Consider the following 25,022-nt stretch of genomic DNA (forward strand, 5'->3'; position numbering starts at 1 on the left):
GGGCTTTTCTTTTGGGTAAACTGCCCCAACTCATACTTTCAACAAGCCGCGACAAAGCATCGCGGTGCGAGTCCTCCTCACACGCCGTCCGTTTCATTGCCACGCCAGCTTCTTGGCGTTCTACCGGACGGGGAGACCACCATGGAAACCCACATCAAGACGGTTGAATTCGAGCGCCCGGACATGCTCGCCGAGGCGCAATCCGGTGCCAATTGTGTCGCCCACGCCTGGGCCAAAGTGCCGCCCGTGCTGTCGCGTGAAGAGCGCGACGAACTGAAGGCCCGCATCAAGCGCCTGCTCAAGGAACGTGAGGCCGTGCTGGTCGCGCACTATTACGTCGATGCCGATCTGCAGGATCTGGCCGAAGAAACGGGCGGTTGCGTTTCGGATTCGCTGGAGATGGCGCGCTTCGGCCGTGACCATTCAGCCAAGACGCTGGTGGTGGCGGGCGTGCGCTTCATGGGCGAGACCGCCAAGATACTCAGCCCTGAAAAAACCGTGCTGATGCCGGATCTGGAGGCAACCTGCTCGCTGGACCTGGGCTGCCCGCCGGACGAGTTTGCCGCCTTCTGCGACGCGCACCCGGACCGTACGGTGGTCGTCTATGCCAATACCAGCGCCGCCGTGAAGGCGCGCGCGGACTGGATGGTGACGTCGTCCATCGGGCTGAAGATCGTGCAGCACCTGCATGCACAGGGCAAGAAGATCCTGTGGGCGCCGGACCGCCATCTTGGCAGCTACATCCAGAAGCAGACCGGCGCCGACATGCTGCTGTGGCAGGGTTCGTGCCTCGTCCACGATGAATTCAAGGGTGTGGAGCTGGACCTGCTGCGCGCCGAGTATCCGAACGCGAAGATTCTCGTGCACCCGGAATCGCCGGAATCGGTGGTGGCGCAGGCGGATGTGGTGGGTTCGACCTCGCAACTGATCGCGGCGGCGCAGTCTTTGTCTGCGCAGGAGTTCATTGTCGCCACCGACAACGGCATCCTGCACAAGATGCGCATGGCTGCGCCCGGCAAGCGCTTCATCGAAGCACCGACCGCCGGCAACAGCGCCACGTGTAAGAGTTGCGCGCATTGCCCGTGGATGGCGATGAACGCACTGACCAACCTTGCCGAAGTGCTGGAAACCGGCCGCAATGAAATTCACGTCGATCCGGCCATCGGTCAGCAGGCCGTGGTCTGCATCGACCGCATGCTCGACTTTGCCGCGCGCGAGAAAGCCGCGGTCCGGCCGCAGGGCAGCGATCTGGCAGCGGCGGCCAATGCGCAACTCTTTCAAGGAATCGGCCCGGCATGACGACAACCCAGATGAGCGCAAGCACAGCGCAGGCAATTTTTGACAGCTTCGGTTCCGCGCTGCGCGAAGCGCTGGCCGCCAATGTGGCCACGGCCATTGCCGAGGATGTCGGCACGGGGGATCGCACCGGCTTGCTGGTTCCTGCCGATCGTCATGCGCGTGCGCGCGTGATCGTGCGCGAGCGTGCCGTGCTGTGCGGCACGCCGTGGTTCGAGGCATGCATGCGCGCCGTCGACCCGACGCTGCGCGTGACGTGGCGCCAGCAGGAGGGGGACCGCATGGCGCCCGACTCGTTGGTGTGCGAGGTCGAAGGCCCGGCGCGGTCGCTGCTGACCGCTGAGCGCCCGTCGCTGAACTTCCTGCAGTTGCTCTCCGGTGTGGCAACTGCCACCGCGCGTTATGCCGAGATCATCGCCGGCACGCGCGCTCGCGTGCTCGACACGCGCAAGACGCTGCCGGGTCTGCGTCTGGCGCAGAAGTATGCGGTGCGCATCGGCGGCGGTGAGAACCAGCGCCTGGCGCTGTATGACGGCATCCTGATCAAGGAAAACCACATCGCAGCGGCCGGAGGCGTGACGGCGGCCCTGCGTGCGGCACAGGCGTTGAATGCCGGTGTGCCGATCCAGGTTGAGGTGGAAACGCTCACCCAGCTCGATGAAGCGCTGGCGGCGGGCGCCACGTCCGTGCTGCTCGATAACTTCGACACGCCCGCCATGCGCGAGGCCGTGCGGGTGACGGCGGGCAGGGCGCTGCTGGAGGTGTCCGGCGGCGTGAACATCGACACGATCCGCGCGTTTGCCGAGACGGGCGTGGACCGTATTTCCGTCGGCGCGCTCACGAAGGACGTGCGCGCGACCGACTACTCGCTGCGGATTGTGGAATAGGCCTTAGCGCTTGCGCGCGATCTGCCGATGGGTCGGCTGCATGACCGTCGGCAGGGCCTTGGGCAGCGTCTCGGGGTAGTCGCGCGAGAAATGCAGGCCGCGGCTCTCATGCCGTGACAGCGCGCTGTCGACAATGAGCGAAGCGACCTCAACGAGGTTGCGCAGCTCCAGCAAGTCGTGGCTCACGCGGAAATTGGCGTAGTACTCAGTAATTTCTTCGCGTAGCAGGGCAATGCGATGCTGCGCGCGCTCCAGCCGCTTGTTCGTGCGCACGATGCCGACGTAGTTCCACATCATGCGGCGCAGCTCGTCCCAGTTGTGCGAGACGACGACTTCCTCGTCGGCATCGGTTACGCGACTCTCATCCCACGCCGGCACGTGCACGGCAGTCGGCTTCGATTGCGGCTGGGCGAGGATGTCCTCCGCCGTGCCGCGTCCGATCACCATGCATTCCAAGAGTGAATTGCTCGCCAGCCGGTTGGCGCCGTGCAGGCCGGTGTAGGCTGTCTCGCCCACGGCGTATAGGCCGGCGATATCCGTGCGGCCGAGATGGTCCGTCACCACGCCGCCGCATGTGTAGTGCGCTGCCGGCACGACCGGAATCGGCTGGCGCGTGATGTCGATGCCCAGCTCCAGGCAGCGCGCCATGATGGTCGGGAAGTGCTCCTTGAGGAATGCGGGGCTCTGATGACTGATGTCGAGGTAGACACAGTCCAGGCCGCGCTTCTTCATCTCGAAGTCGATGGCGCGGGCAACGATGTCGCGTGGGGCCAGCTCTGCGCGCTCGTCGTGTGCGGGCATGAAACGCGTACCGTCGGGCAGGACCAGTTTGCCGCCTTCGCCGCGTACCGCCTCGGTAATCAGGAAGGACTTGGCGAACGGGTGATACAGGCAAGTCGGGTGGAACTGGATGAACTCCATGTTCGCCACGCGGCAGCCCGCGCGCCATGCCATGGCGATGCCGTCACCGCTGGCCGTGTCGGGGTTCGTCGTATAGAGATAGACCTTGCCCGCGCCGCCGGTGGCCATCACGGTGTGTTCCGCCGTGAGTGTTTTCACGCGGCCGCTCTCGCAATCGAGCACGTATAGGCCGTGGCAGCGCATGCCGGGCAGCCCCAGCTTCGCGTCGGTAATCAGGTCGATCGCGAAGTGGTCTTCCAGCAGCGTGATGTTCGGGTGATTGCGCACTTTCTCCACCAGCGTCGTCACCACGGCATGGCCGGTGGCGTCCGCTGCGTGGATGATGCGGCGGTGGCGGTGGCCGCCTTCGCGCGTGAGGTGGAAGCCGAGTTCGGCCTGTTCGTCGCGCGTAAAGGGCACGCCGTGGCCGATCAGCCATTCGATGGCCGAGCGCCCGTTCTCGACGATGTAGCGTGTGGCCGCTTCGTCGCACAGCCCAGCGCCGGCGATGAGCGTGTCGTCGACGTGCTCATCATGGCTGTCGCCGGAATCGAGCACAGCGGCAATGCCGCCCTGTGCCCAGTCGCTGGCGCCTTCCGGCAGGCTGCGTTTGCTGATGACGACCACGCGGCGGTGATCGGCGAGGTGCAGGGCGACGGTCAGGCCCGCCAGGCCGCTGCCGACGACGGCAACATCGAAATTCATGGAAAGTGCGAGACGCGAGGCAAACGCGGCTGCCGGATAGCACAGTCGCGTGTCAATGGGAAAGACAGGCAGTGTACACCGCAGCTCACGCCCTGCGCAGACAACAAAAAACCCGCCGTGGGGCGGGTTTCTCGGTGCCGGTCCATGTTAGCGATGGACGGGCGGAAACAAGGCAGGTATCCGTGAGGATTACTTGATCTTGGTTTCCTTGTAAGCGACGTGCTTGCGGGCGACGGGATCGAACTTCATGATCTCCATCTTTTCCGGCTTGGTGCGCTTGTTCTTGGTGGTCGTGTAGAAATGACCCGTACCTGCGGTCGATTCCAGCTTGATCTTGTCGCGTCCGCCTTTGCTGGCCATGATGAACTCCTAGTTAGACTTCGCCGCGTGCGCGCAGATCCACGAGCACTTCGTCGATGCCTTTTTTATCGATCAGGCGCAGACCGGCGTTCGAGACGCGCAGGCTCACCCAGCGGTTTTCGGACTCGACCCAGAAGCGGCGGTTCTGCAGGTTCGGCAGAAAACGGCGCTTGGTCTTGTTGTTTGCGTGGGAAACGTTGTTGCCGACCATCGGCCCTTTCCCGGTCACTTGACAGACGCGTGCCATGGAGCACTCCTAACTTGATTCGTATGACTACAGTTTGCGACCGGGCGCGAGGACTCGGGCCATGCGCAGCGCCACTGTAGAGGTGGGACACTTCAGCGAAACGCGGATTATACACACAAAACCGCTGTCAAATCAACGAGATCGATGAATTGCTGACTGAGCGGCGTCGGCGCTACATCTTGCCGTGCTCCAGGAAGCCGTAAACCGTGGTGCGGCCAACGATCATGTGATCCAGGACCATCACGTCGAGAAGCGCCAGCGCGCGGCACAGTTCGCGGGTCAGGGTGATGTCGGATTGGCTGGGTTCGGCGTGGCCGGTGGGGTGATTGTGGGCCAGGATGACTGCCGCCGCATTGTGATGTAACGCGCGCTTGGCGATCTCACGCGGGTAGACGCGGGCTTCCGTCAGCGTGCCTCGAAAGAGTTCTTCCCACGCAATCAGCCGGTGTCGCACGTCCAGGAACAGGCAGGCGAACACCTCGTGCGGGCGGTGGCCGAGCGTCAAGCGAAGGAAGTCCTTCACGCTTTGCGGAGATTCGAAAGCCTGGCCGTGGGTGATGTCTTCCTTGAGCGCGCGTCGAGCCACCTCCAGGAGTGCGTGCAATTGCGCGTACTTGGCCGGCCCCATGCCGTTGATCGACGAAAATTCTTGTTGTGACGCGTGGCACAGTCGCCCGAGCGAGCCGAAATGTGTGAGCAGCTCGCGCGCCAGATCGACCGCGCTTTTGCCCGGCATGCCCACGCGCAGGAAGATGGCCAGGAGTTCGGCGTCGGACAGCGCGGCCGGGCCGTGGGCGAGCAGCTTTTCTCGAGGCCGCTCGTGGGCGGGCCAGTCAACGATTGCCATATTTGAGATTGGACAAGAGGGCGCTGGTTACCGGTGTGCGGTGCGCGCCGTGCCAGCGGCCCGGAAGGGGGCTGACGTACAATAACGGGTTACTTTCTTGTCAAGCGGGTTGAGCGTGCAAAATTTGGTGAACGAAGCGCCGGCAAGCGGCGCGGGCAAGGTGGTCGGTCCGGATTCCTATCTGACGTTGCACTACCGGATCGCCCTGGAAAACGACACGGACATCGTCACCACCTTCGGCGACAAGCCCGCCACGCTGCTGCTGGGCCAGGGCCAACTGGCGCCGACGCTCGAGCAGGCGCTGTTCGGCATGCACGAGGGCGAGCGCACGACGTTCCGCCTGGCGCCCGAGAACGCATTCGGCCCGCGCAATCCGGAACTGCTGCAGCGCGTGTCACTGGCCACGCTGCGCGAGAACTCCTCGTTTGAGGAGGACTACCAGCCGGGCGACCTCGTTGAGTTCAACGCACCAAGCGGCGGCAAATACGCTGGCGTTCTCAAGGAGATCGGTGAGACCTCCGCGCTGTTTGATTTCAACCACCCGCTGGCTGGGCAGACCATTCTGTTCGAAGTCCAGTTGATCGGCATTCTGTAATGAGCACCACCGTGAACGTCCCGGTCGATCCTGTCACCCGGGCCGATGCCGAAGTCCTGCTCGCGCAGCCGCGCGGCTTCTGCGCCGGCGTCGACCGCGCCATCGAGATCGTCGAGCGCGCGCTGGAACTGTTCGGCGCACCGATCTACGTGCGCCACGAGATCGTGCACAACGCCTATGTGGTGGGCGACCTGCGCAACAAGGGCGCGGTGTTCGTGCAGGAGTTGGACGATGTGCCGGTGGGCGGCACGGTTATCTTCAGCGCGCACGGCGTATCGCGCGCGGTGCGGGAGGCGGCGGAGGCGCGCGGCCTACGCGTGTTCGATGCAACGTGCCCGCTGGTGACCAAGGTCCATGTGGAGGTCTCGAAGATGCGCACGCTGGGCTTCGAGATCATCATGATCGGTCACAAGGGCCACCCCGAGGTGGAGGGCACCATGGGCCAGGCCGACGACGGCATGCTGCTCGTTGAATCGGTGGGCGACGTGGCGCATCTCGTGGTGAAGGACCCGACTCGGCTGGCGTACGTTACGCAGACCACGCTGTCGGTGGACGAGACGCAGGAGATCGTGGCCGCCATCAAGGCGCGCTTTCCGGCCGTGCACGAGCCCAAGAAGCAGGACATCTGCTATGCCACGCAGAACCGTCAGGACGCCGTGAAGTTCATGGCGCCGCAGGTGGAAGTGGTGATCGTGGTCGGCAGCCCGAACAGCTCGAACTCGAACCGTCTGCGCGAACTGGCTGAAAAGCTGGGTGTGCCTGCCTATATGGTAGATACGCCCGAGCAAGTAAAGCCTGAATGGGTAGCCGGCAAGCGCCGCGTGGGCCTGACGGCGGGGGCTTCGGCGCCGGAGGAGCTGGCGCAGTCCATCGTCGACCGCCTCAAGGCGCTGGGGGCCCGCACTGTACGGCCTCTGGAGGGAATTCAGGAAAACATGTCCTTCCCCCTTCCGAGGGGGCTTCAAATCAATTGAACCTGGTTATGTAAATACCCACTTAAAAGCGCACAAAAACAGTGCGCCCTAATGCGGTGCATAAATCGCTTTTGAGAAGCCGGCGGCCACTCCCAATAGGAGTGGCCGCTTTTTTGTGCATCGCAAAAACGACTTCAATGCCACCCAGTCCTTGATCTGCCGTGTGAATGGCCCGCCAAGCCGCGTAGATACGGGGTTTTCCCTGTATTGGCATGCTTCTTGATATACCCGTTCGCTATTCGCGATGGTCTGCGCGAAATCCCCTCTATTTGTGCATTGGGGAAAGCCCGTAAAACGGCGTAGTTACTGTAAAAATCGTTGTTGCGACGCGTATTGCATCCGCAAAAAAAGGGGATACAATGCGCGCGTTTCAAATTGAAACAATCGGCGCGGGGGGAGCGGCCGGGAGGCAGGACGCTCTCCTTGCTCTTGCGAGATCTAGGAGATCACTCATGCAAATCAAGTTTGCCAAAGTTCTGCCGCTTGCGGCTGCCGTGGCACTCGTAGCAGCTTGCGGTAAGAACGAGGAAAAGCCCGCAGACCAAGCTGCTGCACCTGCAGCAACGTCGGCACCGGCCGCTGCTGCCGGTGGTGGCGAGACCGTCGTCAAGATCGGTCACGCTGCGCCGCTCACGGGCGGTATTGCTCACCTTGGCAAAGACAACGAAAACGGTGCACGCCTGGCCGTTGAAGAAGCCAACAAGGAAGGCCTGACCATCGACGGCAAGAAGATCAAGCTGGAGCTGGTGGGTGAAGACGACGCCGCTGACCCGAAGACCGGCACCGCCGTGGCGCAGAAGCTGGTCGACGAGCACGTGGTTGCCGTCGTCGGCCACCTGAACTCGGGCGTTTCGATCCCGGCCTCCAAGATCTACAGCGATGCAGGCATCGTGCAGATCTCGCCGTCGTCGACCAACCCCGACTACACCAAGCAAGGCTTCAAGACGACCTACCGCGTGGTTGCAACCGACGCGCAGCAAGGTCCGGCCCTGGCGAACTACGCCGCCAAGACTCTGGGTGCCAAGAGCGTGGCGATCGTCGACGACGCCACCGCCTACGGCAAGGGCTTGGCCGATGAGTTCGAAAAGACCGCGAAGGCCGACGGCGTGAATGTGGTGGCGCGTGAAGCCACCAACGACAAGGCTACCGACTTCAAGGCCATTCTGACCAAGATCAAGGGCAAGAAGCCGGACGTGATCATGTACGGCGGCATGGACGCCACCGGTGGTCCGTTCGCCAAGCAAGCCAAGGAACTGGGCATCACGGCCAAGATCGTCGGCGGCGACGGCGTGTGTACCGACAAGGTGGCTGAACTGGCCGGCGACGCTATCGACAACATCATCTGCTCGGAGGCGGGCCTGGCGTTGTCGAAGATGGAGAAGGGCGCAGACTTCGAGAAGAAGTATCAAGCGCGCTTCAACACGCCGGTGCAGATCTACGCACCGTTCACGTATGACGCCGTCAACGTGATCATCGACGCGATGAAGCGTGCCAATTCGACCGATCCGGCCAAGATCCTGGCTGCCATGCCGGCAACCAACTATCACGGCGTGATCGGCAACATCGCGTTCGACGAGAAGGGTGACCTGAAGGAAGGTTCGATCACCCTGTACAACTACAAGGACAAGAAGAAGACCGTTCTTGACGTTGTGAAGATGTAATCGAAGGGTTATCGCCCTTGGAAACGGCACCGCGCCTACCCTTGCGGTGCCGTTTTTTATAGCCTCGCCATACAAACAAGGCCCTCACCATGGGCGCGTCGGCAGGCCGCTTACCAGCAACCTCACCTTACCCATCCGATTGATCGCATACCTTGCGGGCGCGTCATCCCGTCGCCTACAACAGAGCAAGGCATAGCAGGAGCTGTTCTCATGGATATCTTTATCCAGCAGATCGTGAACGGTCTGGTGCTCGGCAGCATTTACGCGCTGATCGCACTTGGCTACACCATGGTCTACGGTATTCTCGGCATCATCAACTTCGCCCATGGCGACGTCCTGATGATTGGCGCAATGTCCGCGCTGACCGCCATCAACTTCCTCCAGAAGTTCTTCCCCAACCTGCCTGACTGGATCACCCTGGTTCTGGCGCTGCTGTTTGCGATGCCGGTGTGCGCCGTCGTCGCCTACACCATCGAACGGGTCGCCTACCGGCCGCTGCGCAACGCGCCGCGCCTGGCGCCGCTGATCACTGCCATCGGCGTGTCGATCGTGCTGCAGACCCTGGCGATGATGATCTGGTCGCGTAACCCGCTGAGCTTCCCGGAGCTCTTGCCTTCGAATCCGATCGACATCGGCTCCACGGGCGCGACCATCACCGGCAAGGAAATCGTCATCATCGTAGTGTCGATCTTGACGATGATCGGGCTCACGCTGTTGGTCAACCGCACCAAGCTCGGCCGTGCCATGCGCGCTACCGCCGAGAACCAGCGTGTGGCAGGCCTGATGGGCGTGAACCCCAACTTCGTGATCTCCGCCACCTTCATGATCGGTGCTGCCATGGCAGCGATCGCGGGCGTGATGATGGCGACCAACTATGGCAATGCCCACTTCTACATGGGCTTCATCCCCGGCCTGAAGGCGTTTACCGCCGCGGTGCTGGGCGGCATCGGCAACCTGGCGGGCGCCATGGTGGGCGGCATGCTGCTGGGCCTGATCGAAGCCCTGGGTGCCGGCTATATCGGTGATCTGACTGGCGGTGTGTTCGGTTCGAACTACCAGGATGTGTTCGCGTTCGTCGTGCTGATCTGCGTGCTGCTGTTCCGGCCGTCGGGGATCATGGGCGAACGTGTTGCGGACCGTGCATAAGAAGGGGAGCGCCATGACAGAAACTGCAACCGAATTCAAGGCGCCGAAGAAGACGCGTGCTGCGCTTTACGGCTTCCTGATCCTCGCCCTGTTTGCACCGTTCATCGTCGGTGCCGCGGGCGGCAACTACTGGGTGCGCGTGCTGGACTTCGCGCTGCTGTACATCATGCTGGCCCTGGGCCTGAACATCGTGGTGGGCTTTGCTGGCCTGCTCGACTTGGGCTATATCGCGTTCTACGCGGTGGGGGCGTACATGATGGCGCTGCTGGGCTCGCCGCACCTGACCAACCAGTTCGAGTGGATCCATCAGTTGTTCCCCAACGGGCTGCATCTGCTGATCTGGTGGGTGATCCCGCTGGGCGCGGGGCTGGCGGCGACGTTCGGCATCCTGCTGGGCGCTCCGACGCTCAAGCTGCGCGGCGACTACCTCGCCATCGTGACGCTGGGCTTCGGTGAGATCATCCGCATCTTCATGAACAACCTCGACCGCCCGGTGAACATCACCAACGGTCCGAAGGGCATCAACCTGATCGAGCCGGTACGGATCTTCGGGTTCGACTTTTCGAAACGGCACGAATTCTTCGGCATCCGCTTCGAGTCGGTCCATATGTATTACTACCTGTTCGTTGCGCTGGCCGCGATCATCATCATCGTGTGCCTGCGACTGCAGAACTCGCGTATCGGTCGTGCCTGGGTTGCCATCCGTGAAGACGAAATCGCCGCCAAGGCGATGGGCATCAACACGCGCAACATCAAGCTGCTGGCGTTTGCCATGGGTGCGTCGTTCGGCGGCGTCTCGGGGGCGATGTTCGCGTCGTTCCAGGGCTTCGTGTCGCCGGAATCGTTCGTGCTGTGGGAGTCGATCTACATCCTGGCCATCGTGGTGCTGGGCGGCATGGGGCATATCCCGGGCGTGATCCTGGGCGGCATCCTGCTGGTGGGCTTCCAGGAGTTGCTGCGTGCGCTGGCCGAGCCGATCCAGAACAAGCTGTTCGGCCATGTGATTGTGGAAGCGGAAGTGCTGCGTCAGTTGCTGTTCGGCCTGGCGATGGTGGGGGTGATGCTGTATCGCCCTGCGGGCCTGTGGCCCTCGCCGCGCAAGGAAGACCGTCCGCAGAAGGCGCGGGTCGGTGGTTTGTCCCGCATCTGATGGAGGCACGCACATGAGCAATAACAACGTCCTCCTCTCGATCCGAGGAGTTCAAAAGCGTTTTGGCGGCCTGCAGGCGCTGTCCGACGTGAGCCTGGAAATCCGGGAAGGTGAGATCTACGGTTTGATCGGCCCGAACGGCGCCGGCAAGACCACGTTCTTCAACGTCATCACCGGCCTGTACACGCCCGATGCCGGCGAGTTCGTACTGGGTGGCACACCGTACCAGCCGACCGCCGTGCACGAAGTGGCCAAGGCCGGCATTGCGCGCACGTTCCAGAACATCCGCCTGTTTGGCGACATGACCGCGGCGGAAAACGTCATGGTCGGCCGCCACGTGCGCACCAAGGCCGGCCTGATCGGCGCGGTGTTCCGCACCAAGGCTGCACGCGAAGAAGAGCAGTCCATCGAAGATTGGGCGCACGACCTGCTGGAGTACGTCGGTATCGGCAAGTACGCCAACTACACGGCGCGCAACCTGTCGTATGGCCACCAGCGCCGTCTGGAAATCGCTCGCGCCCTGGCCACGCAGCCCAAGCTGCTGGCCCTGGACGAACCGGCCGCCGGCATGAACGCCACCGAAAAGGTCGAACTTCGTGGCCTGCTCGACAAGATCCGTTCTGACGGCAAGACCATCCTGCTCATCGAGCACGATGTGAAGCTGGTGATGGGTCTGTGCAACCGCCTGACCGTGCTCGACTACGGCAAGGTCATCGCGCAGGGCTTGCCGCACGAAGTGCAGAGCAACCCGGCCGTGATCGAGGCCTACCTCGGCGCAGCCGCGCATTGATTAGCCCGCCGGAAAAGGAATACGGATGAAACCGACGATGTTGAAAATTTCCGGGCTGAAGGTTGCGTACGGCGGCATTCAGGCGGTCAAGGGTGTGGATCTTGAGATCCGCGAAGGTGAACTGGTGACGCTCATCGGTGCCAACGGCGCCGGCAAGACGACCACCATGAAGGCGATCACCGGCCTGCAGCACTGGGCTGGCGGCGACGTGGAGTACCTGGGCAAGTCCATCAAGGGCGTGCCGAGCTACAACCTGCTCAAGCAGGGGCTGGCGATGGTGCCGGAAGGTCGCGGCGTGTTCGCGCGCATGACCATTGTCGAGAACCTGCAGATGGGCGCCTTCACACGCAACGACGAGGCCAACATCAAGGCCGACATCGACCGCATGTTTGGCATCTTCCCGCGTCTGAAGGAGCGGGCCAACCAGTTGGCCGGCACGATGTCGGGCGGCGAGCAGCAGATGCTGGCCATGGCGCGCGCGCTGATGAGCCAGCCTAAGCTGTTGCTGCTGGACGAACCGTCGATGGGCCTCTCGCCGATCATGGTGGAGAAGATCTTCGAGGTCGTGCGTGACATCTCGGCGCAGGGCGTGACCGTGCTGCTCGTTGAGCAGAACGCGCGCCTGGCACTGCAGGCGGCACACCGCGGCTACGTGATGGAGTCCGGTCTCATCACCATGAGCGGCGACGCCAAGCAGATGCTCGATGACCCGAAGGTGCGGGCCGCTTACCTGGGCGAATAAGCGCTACCGAGCGTTTCCAAGCGTTACGGAAAAGCCTCGCAATTGCGAGGCTTTTTCTTTGGGGGCGTCAGAGCGAGGCGGCCTGGTACAGGTTGGCCCGATGCAGTTGCATGAAACCGCTGCCGCCGGGCACGTCGGTAAAGCCATGCTTGCGATAGAGCCAGTCGGCGCCCGTGGTGACCAGCACCGTGCGGCGCAGGCCTTGCAGCTCAGGATGCTCGCGCAGGAAATGCATCAGTGCGTGCGAGACGCCCTTGCCGCGCCATTCTGGCAGCACGAACACATCGCACAGATATGCAAACGTGGCGCGGTCGGTGACGACGCGCGCGAAGCCCACGAGGTCGCCGTGCGACCCGTCATCATTCAGTTGGTAGGCGGCGAAGGCGAGCGAGTTGACGATCGATCGGTCGAACACCGCGCGGGGCAGGCCGCGCGCCCAGTGCGTCTCCTGCGACAGGAAGCCGTAGATCTGGTCCAGCGGGAGCCACGCAGGATCGTCGGACAAAACGATCCCCGTGGCCGGAACAAAATGCGTTGCGGCCATGGCAAACCTCAGGGTGTGGGAACAGCGGTGAAGCCGAGGAGGGCGGCGCACAGCGCGCCCCCCCGGGGGCGATACGTTGAAGCTTAGGCGTGTGCCTTGAGCAGGGTGCGCAGCATGCCGATCATCGTGTCGATTTCTTCGGTCGTCACGTTGAGCGCTGGCATGAAGCGCAGGATGTTCGGGCGCGGCGCGTTGAGCAGCAAGCCTGTCGGGTTCATCTCGCGTGCGGCTTCGACCAACTGCCCGCCGATGTCCTTGCCGAGCAGCAGGGCACGCAGCAGGCCCTCGCCGCGCTCGCCGGCCAGGCCGAATTCTTCCGACAGCTTGAGCAGTTGCGCGCGCAGGTAGGCGCCGCGTTCCTGCACGCCGGCCAGGAAGCCCGGGGCCAGCAGTTGCTCGATCACCGAGCAACCGACGGCCGTCATCAGCGGGTTACCGTTGTAGGTGCCGCCCTGGTCGCCGGCCTCGAAGCTGGCGACTTCATCCGTGCACAGCAGGGCCGACAGCGGTACGCCGCCGCCGATGCCTTTGCCCAGCGTCATGATGTCCGGCTCGATGTTGGAGAGCTGATAGGCGAAGAGGGTGCCGCAGCGCCCACAGCCGGCCTGCACTTCATCAACGATCAGCAGGATCTTGTGCTTCTTGGTCAGGGCGCGCAGTTGCTGCATGAATTCCGGCGTGGCCGGCAGCACGCCGCCTTCGCCCTGCACCGGCTCGAGCATCACGCCGACAGTCTCGTCGGTGATGAGCGCCTCCACCGAAGCAATATCGTTCAGGATGGCCTTCGGGAAGCCCGGCACCTGCGGCGCGAAGATGGTGTCCCAGCCGGCCTTGCCCGACGCGCTCATGGTGGCGAGCGTGCGGCCGTGGAAACTGTGGTCGAAGGTGATGATCTGGAAGGCGCCGTTCTTATGCTTCTTGCCCCACTTGCGGGCGAGCTTGATGGCACCTTCGTTGGCTTCGGCGCCGCTGTTGGCGAAGAACACCTTGTCGAAGCAGCTGTGCGCTGTCAGCAGACCGGCCAGCTTGGCCATCGGCTCGTTGTAGAAGGCCGGGCTCGGGTTGATGAGCTTCTTCGCTTGCGCGTTGAGCGCGGCGATCATGCCGTCGTTGGAGTGGCCGAGGCAGTTGACGGCCCAGCCCTGCACGAAGTCCAGGTATCGCTTGCCGTTGTGGTCCGTCAGCCACGAGCCCTTGCCTTCGGTGAAGACGATCTCGGGCCGGTTGGTGATGTACATCAGGGACTGGACGGGGTAGTCAGCAAACGCCATGGCAGGAGCTCCAGAAAAAGGCGGCAGGAAGATGAAGAAACGCTGTTGGAAAAAGACAAAGGCCACGGGGGGTGCCCCGTGGCCTTGTGATCGTCGAATCCTGTGAACCCGATATGCAATCAGCAGACAGCCGCGCGGCTTCCCGGAGGGAGCAACGTACGGCGGCGTCGGAGGTGCAGGGCTTGGTTCATAAGGCGCAAGAATAAGACGGATGCCAAGTCAAGTCAAAACGAAATTTTGACCCTGTATGGATTTGTGCAACGGTCGGCCGGCTGATCGTCAGCCCGCCGGGTGCAGGTCCGCCTCCGAGGTGAACGAGTCGGCGAAGAACGTGTCCGGGTGCATCCGGCACTGGGCGGCAAAGTCCGTGCGGGCGGCGTTGACCATCACCGGAGCGCCGCAGGCGTAGACCTCGTGGCCGGACAGGTCCGGGTGATCGGCCATGATTGCCTGGTGGACGAAGCCGGTGCGGCCGGTCCAGGCGTCTTCGGGCAGGGCGTTGGAGATGACCGGCACGTACGTGAAGCCCGGCAGCGTGCGCGCCCATTCTTCGGCCTTGGCGTGCATGTACAGGTCTTGTGGGCGGCGGCCGCCCCAGTACAGCGTCATCGGGCGCGTGCTGCCGATGAACTGGGCGTGCTCGATGATCGCCTTGATGGGCGCGAAACCCGTGCCCGAGGCCAGCAGGATGATCGGCTTGTCCGATTCTTCACGCAGGAAGAAGCTGCCCAGCGGGCCTTCGAAGCGCAGGATGTCGCGCTCCTTCATGGCTGGAGCGCCTTCCTTGGCGCCGAAGACGTAATCGGTGAACGCGCCGCCCGGCATGTGGCGGATATGCAGCTCGATCGGGCCGTCGTCGTGCGGCGGGTTGGCGATCGAGTAGCTGCGGCGCTTGCCGTCGCGCAGGATGAATTCGACGTACTGCCCGGCCAGGAATTGCATACGCTCGGTAGCAGGCAGTTGCAGCTTGACGATGGTGACGTCGGGCGCGGCCTTCTCGAGCGACGCCACGCGGCACGGAATCTTCTTGATGGGCACGTCGCCGGCACCATGCACTTCACGCACTTCAATGGTGACGTCGGTGGCGGGCGTGGCGCAGCAGAACAGTGCGCGGCCCTCGGTGGCTTCCTGGGCGGAGAGCGCGTTGGGCGAGTGGTTGCCCTGCACGATGGAGCCCTCGCGCACGTGACCCTTGCACGAGCCGCACGCGCCGTTCTTGCAGCCGTACGGCAGGCCGATGCCCTGGCGCAGCGCCGCTGCAAGAATGGTCTCGCCGTCTTCGGCCTGGAACTGGCGGCCGCTGGGCAGCACGTTGATCTGGTAAGCCATACTACAATCCGAATATGTTGAAAAGAGTGTCCGGTCGCCTTGTTGCGGCACGTCCGATGATGCGCCAGGCGGTCGCCCGGCCCCCCAGACCTGCACCGCGCCTGGGGCTTCCTCGCGTGCTCATCGTCGGCTGCGGCGATGTCGGCCAGCGTTGCCTGACGAAGCTGTGCACGCGTTTTCGCGTCTTTGCCGTCACCTCGCGGGACGATGGTCGCGCGTCGTTGCGCGAAGCCGGTGCCGTGCCCGTGTTGGCCAATCTGGACGATCCCGCGTCACTGCGCCGCCTGCGTGGCTTGAGCCCCCGCGTGCTGCACCTGGCGCCACCGCCGGCTGCGGGCACGGATGATCCGCGTACCGCTGCGCTGCTGCACGCGCTGGCGCGTCCGGGGCCGATGCCGCGAGGCACGAAACATCGCATTTTACCCGACCGGGCGCGCTACACCGGCCGCTTGAAAACCCGCCTCCAAGCGCGATCGTTCGTCTACGCCAGCACCAGCGGCGTATACGGTGACGCGGGCGGCGCCTGGGTCGAGGAATCCCGACCGGTCAACCCGTCCACCGCACGTGCGCAGCGCCGCGTGGCGGCCGAGCGCCGCGTGCGCTGGTTGGGTGCGCGCGGCGATTGGCGCACGTCGATCCTGCGCATCCCCGGTATCTATGCGGCCGATCGCCTGCCCATTGCCCGGCTCGAACGCGGCACGCCCGCCTTGTGCGCGGAGGACGATGTCTACACCAACCACATCCACGCCGATGACCTGGCGCGGGCCCTGATCGCAGCGCTGTTCCGCGGGCGGGCGCAGCGCGTGGTGCACGCGAGCGACGCTTCCGAACTGCGCATGGGCGACTATTTCGATGCCGTGGCCGATGCGCGCGGCTTGCCACGTCCGCCGCGCATTGCGCGGGCCGAAGCGGCGCAGCGGCTGGAGCCGACGCTGCTCTCGTTCATGAGCGAATCGCGCCGGCTGCGCAATGCACGCCTGACCGACGAGCTGCGTGTCACGCTGCGCTATCCGACCGTCGCGCACTTCCTGCACGGTGGAGCCTGACATGAACGCCCCCGCACCGTCGCCTTCCGCAGCGCGCGCCCTCATCGCGCGACTGGCGCTCGTGCTGGCGGCGGTCGTGGTGGGTGTGGGACTTTGCTGGGTGGGTGCTGACATGGTGGCCGACGCCATGGGTGCGCGCGATGTGCGGCAGATGGTCGATGCCCGGCGCCAGCTCGCCGCCCAGGTGGCCGAAGGGATGTCGAGCCAGATCACGGCCGATGTGGCGCTGCTGCGCGCCATTCCGCAGACGCTCGCGCAGATCGACGCCGTCGCGCGCGCCGTCGCGCGCGTGAACACGACGCGTTGGAATCTGATGGACCAAGGCTCGCGTGCCAAGGAAGCCATGACGCACCAGGAGGTCGTCGAGGCCAGTGCCTTCCTGAGTACCGCCGCCGGCAACCTCGGGCTGGACTATGTCTGGGTGGTCAACCCGCGCGGCTATGTGGTGCTGGCCAACAATGCGGGCCGAGCCGATACGTTCCTCGGCGTGCAGTCGAGCATGCAGCCGTACATGAAGGAGGCGATGCTGGGCGGACTGGGCGAGCAGTTCACGGTGGGTGGGGTGACCGGCCTGCCCGGCCTGTTCTTCGCTGCGCCGGTGTACGACGATGGCGGCCATCTGGTGGCGGCGATGGCAACGAAGGTGAGCCTCGCGCGCCTGCAGCACTGGGTATCGCATCCGACGTCCCTGCTGACCGACCCAAACGGGTTGATCATCCTGTCGACCGACGCCTCTCTGGTGGGCAGGCTCCGGCCGGACGCACGCCTGCAGCGTATGGGCCCCAGCGATCGCTACAACGCTTATCAGCGCGTCGATTTCGACCCGTGGCCGTATCAGCCCACCGCGCAGGCGCGGCGCGATGTGCCCGGCTGGGTGCCGGCAGAGATGCGCAATGGTCTGGTCTGGCGTGAGGGCAGTGCCACTCCCTCGCTTACGGTGTCGCGCAATGCCAGCGCCGACCTCACCATCATGGTGGTCGAGCCGCTGCTCGCCTGGGAGCAGCAGATGGCCACCCATGACCGCAACCGCATGATTGGCTTCGTGCTGTTCGTGAGCGTGCTGCTGACCTTCGTGCTCGTGGCGTGGTCATTGCTGCGCGAGCGGCAGCACCACCGCGTCACGCGCCATCTGAACCAGCGGCTGCAGCGCACCAACAGCGCGCTCGCCAACGAGGCGCATTTCGATCATCTTACCGGCGTGCTGACACGGCGCCGCTTCCTGGCGCTGTTCGAGACGGCTCTCACGCGTGCCCACAACCGCGGCGAGCCGCTCGTGCTGGTGCTGGCCGACCTGGATCACTTCAAGCGTATCAACGACACGTGGGGTCACGCGGTGGGCGACATGGCGCTGCAGCGCTTTGCGTCGCTGGCCACGGGCGTCCTGCGCAGCAGCGATCTCGTTGGCCGCCTGGGCGGCGAGGAGTTCGCCATCGTCATGAGCCGCACCACGCTGGAAGCCGCCGCCGAGGCGGCCGAGCGCCTGCGCGCCGCCGTGGCCGAGCCCGACGAGAGCTTCCCGACCGGCCTGGTCATGACCGTCAGCATGGGCATGACGGTGTGCCGGTCGGGCGATACAGCGTCGGAGATGCTCAAGCGTGCCGATCTGGCGTTGTATCGCGCCAAGGAGAGTGGGCGCAACCGGCACGTGGCGGGGTAATGCCGGTGCGTGATGTCTCCGGATTGGCCCTATAGGAGGCCGATTCAATCAGATTCGCTGCTACTTCCGCCACTGCTGCTGTCGTCTTCGTCGATTGAGCATTGGGTGTTGGGGAAGCCGTGCTTGAGCCCGTTTTTCAGGTCACTCAAGCCCATCATCGTGCTGATCGTGAAGGCGTTGTTGCCGAGTGATTTGGGTAGTCTCGTCAGGGACAAGTTCTCTTTGACCTGTTCGCTGGTGATCGTGCGTTTGACTTGAAAGCGGACGGTGTATTCGTTCATGGTAGCTCCGGCTTGGTGTATGTCGATCCGCTGTGCATAGCATGCGCTGCGGTTACACCAGACTAGAGCTAGGCGCGTGGCGCGCCCATGGGTCGATGGTACTCGTCGAGGTCACGGGCCAGAAGTCTGTTGTGCCGACGCATACAAGACCGTGTCGAGCCTGTCCTGCAATAAGCCCGATGGCCTTAACGCGCCGTTCGGCCAGCACGCCGGCGCCGCAGCTCCAGTTGCGTGCGCGTGCCCGACAATGGCACGCGACGGAATCGCTCGCGGCGTTGCTCCTCGTCGAAGAACGCGAGCGATGGCTTGACCAGATCGCTGCGGGAGACGATGCCCACCAGCCGGCGCGATTGCGAATCGGCCACCACCGGCAGCCGTTCCAGCCCATGCACCGCCAGGCGCGTGGCGACGATGCGGCAGGTTTCGCCGGGCAGCGCCATCACCGGGGCGTTGGCGCCGAACAGTTCGGCGATGATGCTTGCGCCGCGTGCCTGTCCGGCCAACAGGGCAGCTCGGTCAAGCATGCCGACCAGCGCGCCTTCACGCACCACCGGAAACGCCCGGTGCGCCTGCGACGGACCAAAGCGCCCGGCCAGCGTATCGGCCAGCGTCGCCTCGGCTTCGATGGTTTGCGCAGAGCGCGTCATCACTTCATCCACGGCGTGGCGCTCCAGTGGGTCGACGCCGTATTCGCGATAGATATGGAAGCCGCGTCGCGCGATCTTCTCGGTCATGATCGAGCGCGGCATGGTGAGCACCACAAAGCCGTAGGCCACCGCCACGGCCAGTAGCACTGGCAGGATGGCGTTTACGTCGTGCGTGAGCCCGAACGCGAAGACGATGCCGGTGAGCGGTGCACCCAGCACGCCCGCCAGCGTGGCCGCCATGCACACGAGCGGCCACAGGCCCGGATCGCCGCCGGGCAGCACGGGGCCGAGCAACACGCCCAGGCCGGCGCCCATCATCAGCAGCGGCGCGAGCACGCCGCCCGAGGTGCCTGAGCCCAGTGCGATCACCCAGATCACCGCCTTGACCACCAGCAGCGCCAGCGCCACGCGGATGGCCAGATGGTTGTGCAGAAGATCGCCAATGACGTCATAGCCAACGCCCAGCGCACGCGGCTCGAAATAGCCGCCAATACCGACCGCCAGCCCGCCGATGGCCGGCCACCACATCCAGTGGATCGGCAGGCGGGCGAACAGGTCTTCGGTCTTGTAGAGCGCCATCGACAGCGAGCGCGCCAGTGCTCCACACAGTAGCCCCGCGACCACGCATGAGCCCAGTGCGGGCAGCGTCGCCGGGACGCTTTCCAGCGGGAAGAGCGGGCCGGGCTCCAGCACCAGCACGCGCAGGAAGCCGGCCACCGCGCATGCCACTGCCACCGGCAGCATGCTACGCGGGCGCCATTCGAACAACAGCAGTTCCACTGCCAGCAGCAGCGCCGCCACCGGCGTGCCAAACACCGCCGTCATACCCGCCGTGGCACCGGCCACCAGCAGCGTCTTGCGCTCGGCGGCGGTCAGCTTGAAGAACTGCGCAAACAATGAGCCGATTGCGCCGCCGGTCATGATGATCGGCCCCTCCGCGCCGAACGGCCCGCCGCTGCCGATCACGATGCCGGACGAGAGCGGCTTGAGCACGGCCACCTTGGGCGACATCTTGCTCTTGCCGAAGAGGATGGCTTCAATGGCTTCAGGGATGCCGTGGCCGCGGATCTTCTCCGAGCCGAAGTGCGCGATCATCCCGACGATCAGCCCGCCGATGACCGGCACCGCAACCACCCACAGCCCCAGCGTGTTGTCAGCCGGAGAGCGGTTGGCAAGCGACAGCGTCTGGAAGAAGAACAGGTTGGTGAAGAAGCGGATCAGGTTGAGCAGCGCCACTGCGGCCAGCGTGGCAAATGCAGCAATCACGACCGCCAGCGCGGTGGTGCGAAAGAGTGTGGTGTCGGTCGCGAAATCGCGCCGGTGTGCAAGGGTCTGCATGGCGTTACCGCTCGAAATGGGGGATCTTGAAAGCGCGGCTGAACGCGCTCAACTCGCTTTGGTGCAGCGCGGCCAGCAGAGCGACGAGGCGATCGCCTTTCTTCGTCAGGTGGACTTCCACCTGACGCGCGTCGATCTCGCTCGCGCGGCGCTCGACCAGGCCGGCCTCTTCGCAGCGCGTGACCAGGGCGACTGTGCCGTGCGGCGAGGCCTGCAGCCGTTCGGCCAGCTCGCCGACGGTGGCCCATTGGCGCCCGGCGTAGCCCTTGATGTGCAGCAGCAGTTGGTACTGCAGCGGCGTGATGCCCTTGGACTGGATCAGATCCTCAGAGGTGCGCAGGAAGCGGCGCAGGTGATAGCGGAAGTCGGAAAGGGTTTCGAAGTCCTGCTTGGACAACGGACGTGAAGCGGCGGTGGACATGGTTTGGCGGGGGCGGTTTCGGCGAAATATATCATGATGTGATATATCGAGGAAGGCCGCCACGACATCGGCGCAACACGGGAGCTGGAAAGCAAAAAGGCCACGTCAGAGCGTGGCCTCTTGGATTTGTCCGATGCGAACGCGTATGGGGATGCGTCTGCAATCGCGCGCGATCATGGAGTGAGGTGATGCTGAACCGTCTCTTTGAGGCGAGCGGCAGTCAATTCACCCATGTGCGAGTCGACCAGCTTGCCTTGGCCATCGAAGAACAGCGTGGTCGGCAGTCCGCGTGAGCCGTAGGTTTGCATCGTTTTCGATGACGCGTCGAGCAGCATGTGGCTGAATTTCAGCCCTTGCTGTTCGAGGAAGGTGCGTATCACTTGTGCATCCTCGCCCTGGTTGACCATCAGGAAGGTGACGCCGGGGTAGTCCGACTGCGCTTTGGCCAGAATCGGCATTTCGCGTCGGCACGGTGGGCACCAGGTTGCCCACAGGTTCAGGACGATGGGCTTGCCCGCATAGCTGTTCAGCGAAACGGGGGTTCCATCGATGGCCAGAACCTGCAGGGCCGGCAAGGGCTGCGTGGCGCGCTGGACCAGCGTCAGCGCTCCGCTTGCCAGGCCCCACACCAGCATGCCGGCCGCCACCCCGGCCAATGCAGGCCGGCGCAACGCGTGCGCTTGTCGCGTTCTCCACCAGACAAAGACGAGCGCCACGGGTAGGCCGGCCCACCAGGTGAACCCGCCGTCGCCGATGGCGATGATGGATGCCGGCGCGGCGCTGTATTCTGGCCACCAACGCAGGACATAGCCTGCGCGCGCGGCGATCAGGCCGACCAGCAGCGTATCGAGCAGCAGGTTGGCCGCCGTCTTCTGCGAGTTGCCTGGCTGGCCGCGTTGCATCGAGTGTGCAACGAGCCATGCGAGCAGGGCCGCAATGGCGACCGCGACGACGTGCACCGAGTAAGGACCGACACTCATTGGATCAGAAGTAGAAAAGCCGCTCCGGAGAGCGGCTTCGGGAGCGGATGGGCGCACACGCAGCCCACCGTAGCGTCAGTCGTCGAGCTTGGACAGATCGCGCACCGCGCCCTTGTCGGCCGACATGACCAGCTTCGCGTACGCCTTGAGCGCAGCCGATACCTTGCGCGGACGCGGCTTGGCGGGCTTCCAACCCTTGGCGTTCTGCTCTTCGCGGCGGCGCGCCAGTTCCTCATCCGACACCAGCACGTTGATCGTGCGGTTGGGGATGTCGATACGGATCTTGTCGCCGTCGCGCACCAGGCCGATCGCGCCGCCGGCCGCCGCTTCGGGCGAGCAGTGGCCGATCGACAGGCCCGACGTGCCGCCCGAGAAGCGGCCGTCCGTCAGCAGCGCGCAAGCCTTGCCCAGGCCTTTCGACTTGATGTAGCTCGTCGGGTAGAGCATTTCCTGCATGCCGGGGCCACCCTTCGGGCCTTCGTAGCGCACGATCACCACGTCGCCGGCCTTGACCTTGTCGTTCAGGATGTTTTCCACCGCCTCGTCCTGCGACTCGGTCACGTGGGCCGTGCCCTCGAACACCAGCAGGCTGTCGTCCACGCCAGCGGTCTTCACGACACAGCCGTCGAGCGCGATGTTGCCCGTCAGCACAGCCAAGCCGCCTTCCTTCGAGAATGCATGGTCATAGGCGCGGATGCAGCCCTCAGCGCGGTCCAGGTCGAGGCTCGGCCAGCGTGTGTTCTGGCTGAACGCCACCTGCGTCGGGATGCCGGCTGGGCCAGCGCGGTAGAACGTCTGCACGGCTTCGTTCGACGTGCGGACGATGTCCCACTGGTCCAGCGCGTCCTTCATCGTGGGCGCATGCACGGTCGGCACGTCGGTGTGCAGCTTGCCGGCGCGGTCCAACTCGCCGAGGATGGCCATGATGCCGCCCGCGCGGTGCACGTCTTCGATGTGGTACTTGTTCGTGTTGGGCGCGACCTTGCAGAGCTGCGGCACGACGCGAGACAGGCGGTCGATGTCGGCCATCGTGAAGTCGATGCCGGCTTCCTGCGCGATGGCCAGCAGGTGCAGGATCGTGTTGGTCGAACCGCCCATCGCGATGTCCAGCGTCATTGCGTTCTCAAACGCCTTGAAGCCGACCGAGCGCGGCAGCACGCGCTCATCATCCTGCTCGTAGTACTGGCGGGCCAGTTCCACGATGCGCTGGCCGGCGCGCTTGAAGAGCTGCTCGCGGTCTGCGTGCGTGGCAACCACCGTGCCGTTGCCGGGCAGCGACAGGCCCAGCGCTTCGGTCAGGCAGTTCATCGAGTTGGCGGTAAACATGCCCGAGCACGACCCGCAGGTCGGGCAGGCCGAGCGTTCGACTTCGGCCACTTCAGCGTCGGAATACTTCGAGTCCGCTGCGATCACCATCGCGTCGATGAGGTCGAGCTTCTTAATCTCGATGGCCTTCGTGACCGGGTTTGCGAGGCGCGTCTTGCCGGCTTCCATCGGGCCGCCCGACACGAAGATCACGGGGATGTTCAGGCGCATGGCGGCCATCAGCATGCCCGGGGTGATCTTGTCGCAATTGGAGATGCACACCATGGCATCGGCGCAGTGCGCGTTGACCATGTATTCGACCGAGTCGGCAATGATGTCGCGGCTGGGCAGCGAATACAGCATGCCGTCGTGGCCCATCGCAATGCCGTCATCCACGGCGATGGTGTTGAATTCCTTGGCGACGCCGCCGGCAGCCTCGATCTCACGCGCGACGAGCTGGCCGAGATCCTTCAGGTGCACGTGCCCGGGCACGAACTGGGTGAACGAGTTGACCACCGCGATGATCGGCTTCTGGAAGTCTTCATCTTTCATGCCGGTGGCGCGCCACAGCGAGCGCGCGCCTGCCATGTTGCGGCCGGCGGTGGAGGTTTTGGAACGGTATGTGGGCATTGTGGTTGTCGAAGCGATATCGAAAGGGAGCGGGCCACGCGGATAAAGGCCCTCGCGCGCCCGTGCGAACAACCTCTTGAGCCACGCCCGGGGCAAACGTAGCATTATCCCACGGCTGTTGGAGCGTGTTGCCCCGCGCCGCGGGGTTGGCACGTCGGTGGTGAGCGGGCAATGAAAAAGCCGCTTCTGCGTGAACAGAAGCGGCTTGAATTCTGGTGCCCGAGGCCGGAATCGAACCGGCACGCCTTGCGGCGGGGGATTTTGAGTCCCCTGCGTCTACCAATTTCACCACTCGGGCAGTGAGCGAATTAGCCGACAATTATGCCAGAAATCCGGCTCACCGAACAAGACGGGCCGGTCGGGGCGAAAGGAGGCTCAATCCGCCTCGCGCTTGTTCTGCGCTTCCAGCACGCGCAGCAGCGATGACGTATCGTCATGCCCCCAGCCGTTGGTGACCAGCGTATTGAGCTGCGACGCCACCAGCTCCATTGCCGGCATTTGCAGGCCGAGTTCGTGGGCGATCTCGCGCACCAGGCCGAAATCCTTGTCGTGCAGGCGGGCTTCGATGCCGGCGGCAAAGTTACGCTCGGCCATCTTCGGGCCCATCATGTCGAGCATGCGGCTGCCCGCAAAGCCCGGGCCGATGGCGGCCAGCACGCGTGATGGGTCGGCGCCCTGGGCGCGTGCAAACATCATGGCCTCGGCGATGCCCTGGATGTTGATAACCTGCACGATCTGGTTGCAGGCTTTGGCGACTTGGCCGGCGCCGTGGCCGCCGATATGCGTGATGGTGGTGCCCAGCAGTTGCAGCAGCGGCCGCACGCGCTCCAGCACCTCGGCCTTGCCGCCCACCATGATCGACAGCGTGGCCTTCTGCGCGCCCATGGTGCCGCCAGAGACCGGCGCATCCAGGAATTCGATGCCCGCCGCTTCCAGCTCGGCTGCAATGCGGCGCGTGGCCACGGCAGAAATCGTGCTGTGGTCGATGCACACCGCGCCGCGCGGTGCACCGTGGATAACGCCATCCGGCCCCAGCAGCACGGCCTCCACGTCGGCGGTGGATGTGACATTGGTGAAGACGACCTCGGCGGCGCGCGCGGCCTCGGCGGGCGTATTGACCGGCTCGGCGCCGATGGCGCGGGCGTTGTCGGCGGCTTCCGGACGGCGTACATAGGCGCGCACGGTGTGCCCGGCGGCGATCAGGTGCTGGACCATCGGCGTGCCCATGTTACCGAGGCCGATGAAGGCAATGCGTGTCATGGCGAGTCTCTGG

General features: G+C 64.4%; 24 protein-coding genes and 1 tRNA gene. 11 read left to right on the forward strand and 14 right to left on the reverse strand.

Translation table 11 applies throughout. The annotated features are described in order from the left end of the window. Positions 1-141 precede the first annotated feature (141 nt). Together nadA and nadC are read left to right on the forward strand one after the other, a co-directional pair. The gene (nadA, locus tag B4F51_RS16105) at positions 142-1,299 is read left to right on the forward strand and encodes a quinolinate synthase NadA (RefSeq protein ID WP_296227147.1); all 1,158 of its coding nucleotides are present in this window, start codon (positions 142-144) and stop codon (positions 1,297-1,299) included. Further along, positions 1,296-2,183 carry a carboxylating nicotinate-nucleotide diphosphorylase gene (gene nadC, locus B4F51_RS16110; RefSeq protein ID WP_296227149.1) on the forward strand — a complete coding sequence of 296 codons (888 nt, stop codon included), beginning with the start codon at positions 1,296-1,298 and terminating at the stop codon, positions 2,181-2,183. Before nadA ends, nadC begins: the two co-directional genes overlap by 4 nt. Positions 2,184-2,186: 3 nt before the next feature. Here nadC and nadB read toward each other — a convergent pair whose 3' ends face one another. The 4 genes from nadB to radC form a co-directional block, all read right to left on the reverse strand. Continuing rightward, positions 2,187-3,788 carry an L-aspartate oxidase gene (gene nadB, locus B4F51_RS16115; protein ID WP_296227150.1) on the reverse strand — a complete coding sequence of 534 codons (1,602 nt, stop codon included), beginning with the start codon at positions 3,786-3,788 and terminating at the stop codon, positions 2,187-2,189. Between the two features lie 189 nt (positions 3,789-3,977). Beyond that, positions 3,978-4,148: a 50S ribosomal protein L33 gene (gene rpmG, locus B4F51_RS16120; RefSeq protein WP_003262397.1), complete on the reverse strand. Its 171-nt coding sequence runs from the start codon at positions 4,146-4,148 to the stop codon at positions 3,978-3,980. A gap of 13 nt (positions 4,149-4,161) precedes the next feature. Next, positions 4,162-4,395 (reverse strand): 50S ribosomal protein L28, encoded by a 234-nt coding sequence (rpmB, locus tag B4F51_RS16125; protein WP_296227151.1) that lies wholly within the window; start codon positions 4,393-4,395, stop codon positions 4,162-4,164. 172 nt (positions 4,396-4,567) lie between these two features. Continuing rightward, entirely contained in the window at positions 4,568-5,242 is a 675-nt protein-coding gene (radC, locus tag B4F51_RS16130) for a RadC family protein (RefSeq protein ID WP_296227152.1), read from the reverse strand. 115 nt (positions 5,243-5,357) lie between these two features. Here radC and B4F51_RS16135 point away from each other — a divergent pair, with 115 nt between their 5' ends. The 7 genes from B4F51_RS16135 to B4F51_RS16165 all read left to right on the forward strand — a co-directional run bounded on the left by B4F51_RS16135 (position 5,358) and on the right by B4F51_RS16165 (position 12,300). Next, positions 5,358-5,837, forward strand: coding sequence for an FKBP-type peptidyl-prolyl cis-trans isomerase (locus B4F51_RS16135; protein WP_296227153.1), 480 nt, complete (start codon positions 5,358-5,360; stop codon positions 5,835-5,837). Further along, positions 5,837-6,811 (forward strand): 4-hydroxy-3-methylbut-2-enyl diphosphate reductase, encoded by a 975-nt coding sequence (ispH, locus tag B4F51_RS16140; RefSeq protein ID WP_296227155.1) that lies wholly within the window; start codon positions 5,837-5,839, stop codon positions 6,809-6,811. The genes B4F51_RS16135 and ispH overlap by 1 nt, the downstream gene beginning before the upstream one ends. A gap of 452 nt (positions 6,812-7,263) precedes the next feature. Next, a complete protein-coding gene (locus tag B4F51_RS16145; protein WP_296227157.1) occupies positions 7,264-8,472 on the forward strand; it encodes a branched-chain amino acid ABC transporter substrate-binding protein in 1,209 nt (402 codons plus the stop codon). A gap of 210 nt (positions 8,473-8,682) precedes the next feature. Continuing rightward, positions 8,683-9,618 carry a branched-chain amino acid ABC transporter permease gene (locus B4F51_RS16150; RefSeq protein ID WP_296227159.1) on the forward strand — a complete coding sequence of 312 codons (936 nt, stop codon included), beginning with the start codon at positions 8,683-8,685 and terminating at the stop codon, positions 9,616-9,618. A 13-nt stretch (positions 9,619-9,631) separates the two neighbouring features. Further along, entirely contained in the window at positions 9,632-10,768 is a 1,137-nt protein-coding gene (locus tag B4F51_RS16155; RefSeq protein ID WP_296227161.1) for an ABC transporter permease subunit, read from the forward strand. 13 nt (positions 10,769-10,781) lie between these two features. Beyond that, positions 10,782-11,558: an ABC transporter ATP-binding protein gene (locus tag B4F51_RS16160; protein ID WP_296227162.1), complete on the forward strand. Its 777-nt coding sequence runs from the start codon at positions 10,782-10,784 to the stop codon at positions 11,556-11,558. 25 nt (positions 11,559-11,583) lie between these two features. Next, on the forward strand, positions 11,584-12,300 hold the full coding sequence (locus B4F51_RS16165) for an ABC transporter ATP-binding protein (protein ID WP_296227163.1): 717 nt from the start codon (positions 11,584-11,586) through the stop codon (positions 12,298-12,300). A gap of 67 nt (positions 12,301-12,367) precedes the next feature. Here B4F51_RS16165 and B4F51_RS16170 read toward each other — a convergent pair whose 3' ends face one another. From B4F51_RS16170 to B4F51_RS16180, 3 genes are all read right to left on the reverse strand, one after another. After that, entirely contained in the window at positions 12,368-12,844 is a 477-nt protein-coding gene (locus tag B4F51_RS16170; RefSeq protein ID WP_296227164.1) for a GNAT family N-acetyltransferase, read from the reverse strand. A gap of 83 nt (positions 12,845-12,927) precedes the next feature. Continuing rightward, entirely contained in the window at positions 12,928-14,115 is a 1,188-nt protein-coding gene (locus B4F51_RS16175; RefSeq protein WP_296227165.1) for an acetylornithine transaminase, read from the reverse strand. 279 nt (positions 14,116-14,394) lie between these two features. Beyond that, positions 14,395-15,444 (reverse strand): CDP-6-deoxy-delta-3,4-glucoseen reductase, encoded by a 1,050-nt coding sequence (locus B4F51_RS16180; protein WP_296227166.1) that lies wholly within the window; start codon positions 15,442-15,444, stop codon positions 14,395-14,397. Positions 15,445-15,500: 56 nt separating this feature from the next. Between B4F51_RS16180 and B4F51_RS16185 the strand changes: the two genes are divergently transcribed. Beyond that, complete coding sequence (locus tag B4F51_RS16185) at positions 15,501-16,490, forward strand: NAD-dependent epimerase/dehydratase family protein (protein ID WP_296227169.1); 990 nt, start codon at positions 15,501-15,503, stop codon at positions 16,488-16,490. 1 nt (position 16,491) lies between these two features. Next, entirely contained in the window at positions 16,492-18,147 is a 1,656-nt protein-coding gene (locus B4F51_RS16190; RefSeq protein ID WP_296227170.1) for a sensor domain-containing diguanylate cyclase, read from the forward strand. Between the two features lie 44 nt (positions 18,148-18,191). On the opposite strand, the gene B4F51_RS16195 is transcribed toward B4F51_RS16190, so the two are convergent. From B4F51_RS16195 to B4F51_RS16225, 7 genes are all read right to left on the reverse strand, one after another. Further along, positions 18,192-18,428 carry a hypothetical protein gene (locus B4F51_RS16195; protein ID WP_296227171.1) on the reverse strand — a complete coding sequence of 79 codons (237 nt, stop codon included), beginning with the start codon at positions 18,426-18,428 and terminating at the stop codon, positions 18,192-18,194. A 185-nt stretch (positions 18,429-18,613) separates the two neighbouring features. After that, positions 18,614-20,413: a chloride channel protein gene (locus B4F51_RS16200; protein ID WP_296227172.1), complete on the reverse strand. Its 1,800-nt coding sequence runs from the start codon at positions 20,411-20,413 to the stop codon at positions 18,614-18,616. Between the two features lie 4 nt (positions 20,414-20,417). Then, positions 20,418-20,834, reverse strand: coding sequence for a MarR family winged helix-turn-helix transcriptional regulator (locus B4F51_RS16205; protein WP_296227173.1), 417 nt, complete (start codon positions 20,832-20,834; stop codon positions 20,418-20,420). A 173-nt stretch (positions 20,835-21,007) separates the two neighbouring features. Then, the gene (locus B4F51_RS16210) at positions 21,008-21,814 is read right to left on the reverse strand and encodes a TlpA disulfide reductase family protein (protein ID WP_296227208.1); all 807 of its coding nucleotides are present in this window, start codon (positions 21,812-21,814) and stop codon (positions 21,008-21,010) included. A 75-nt stretch (positions 21,815-21,889) separates the two neighbouring features. Then, positions 21,890-23,749: a dihydroxy-acid dehydratase gene (gene ilvD / locus B4F51_RS16215; RefSeq protein WP_296227174.1), complete on the reverse strand. Its 1,860-nt coding sequence runs from the start codon at positions 23,747-23,749 to the stop codon at positions 21,890-21,892. Between the two features lie 213 nt (positions 23,750-23,962). Next, positions 23,963-24,047, reverse strand: a tRNA-Leu gene (locus tag B4F51_RS16220). 77 nt (positions 24,048-24,124) lie between these two features. Next, positions 24,125-25,009: an NAD(P)-dependent oxidoreductase gene (locus tag B4F51_RS16225; protein ID WP_296227175.1), complete on the reverse strand. Its 885-nt coding sequence runs from the start codon at positions 25,007-25,009 to the stop codon at positions 24,125-24,127. Positions 25,010-25,022: the final 13 nt, after the last annotated feature.

It is taken from the genome of Ralstonia sp. UBA689 (assembly GCF_002298975.1).
Classification (GTDB): domain Bacteria; phylum Pseudomonadota; class Gammaproteobacteria; order Burkholderiales; family Burkholderiaceae; genus Ralstonia.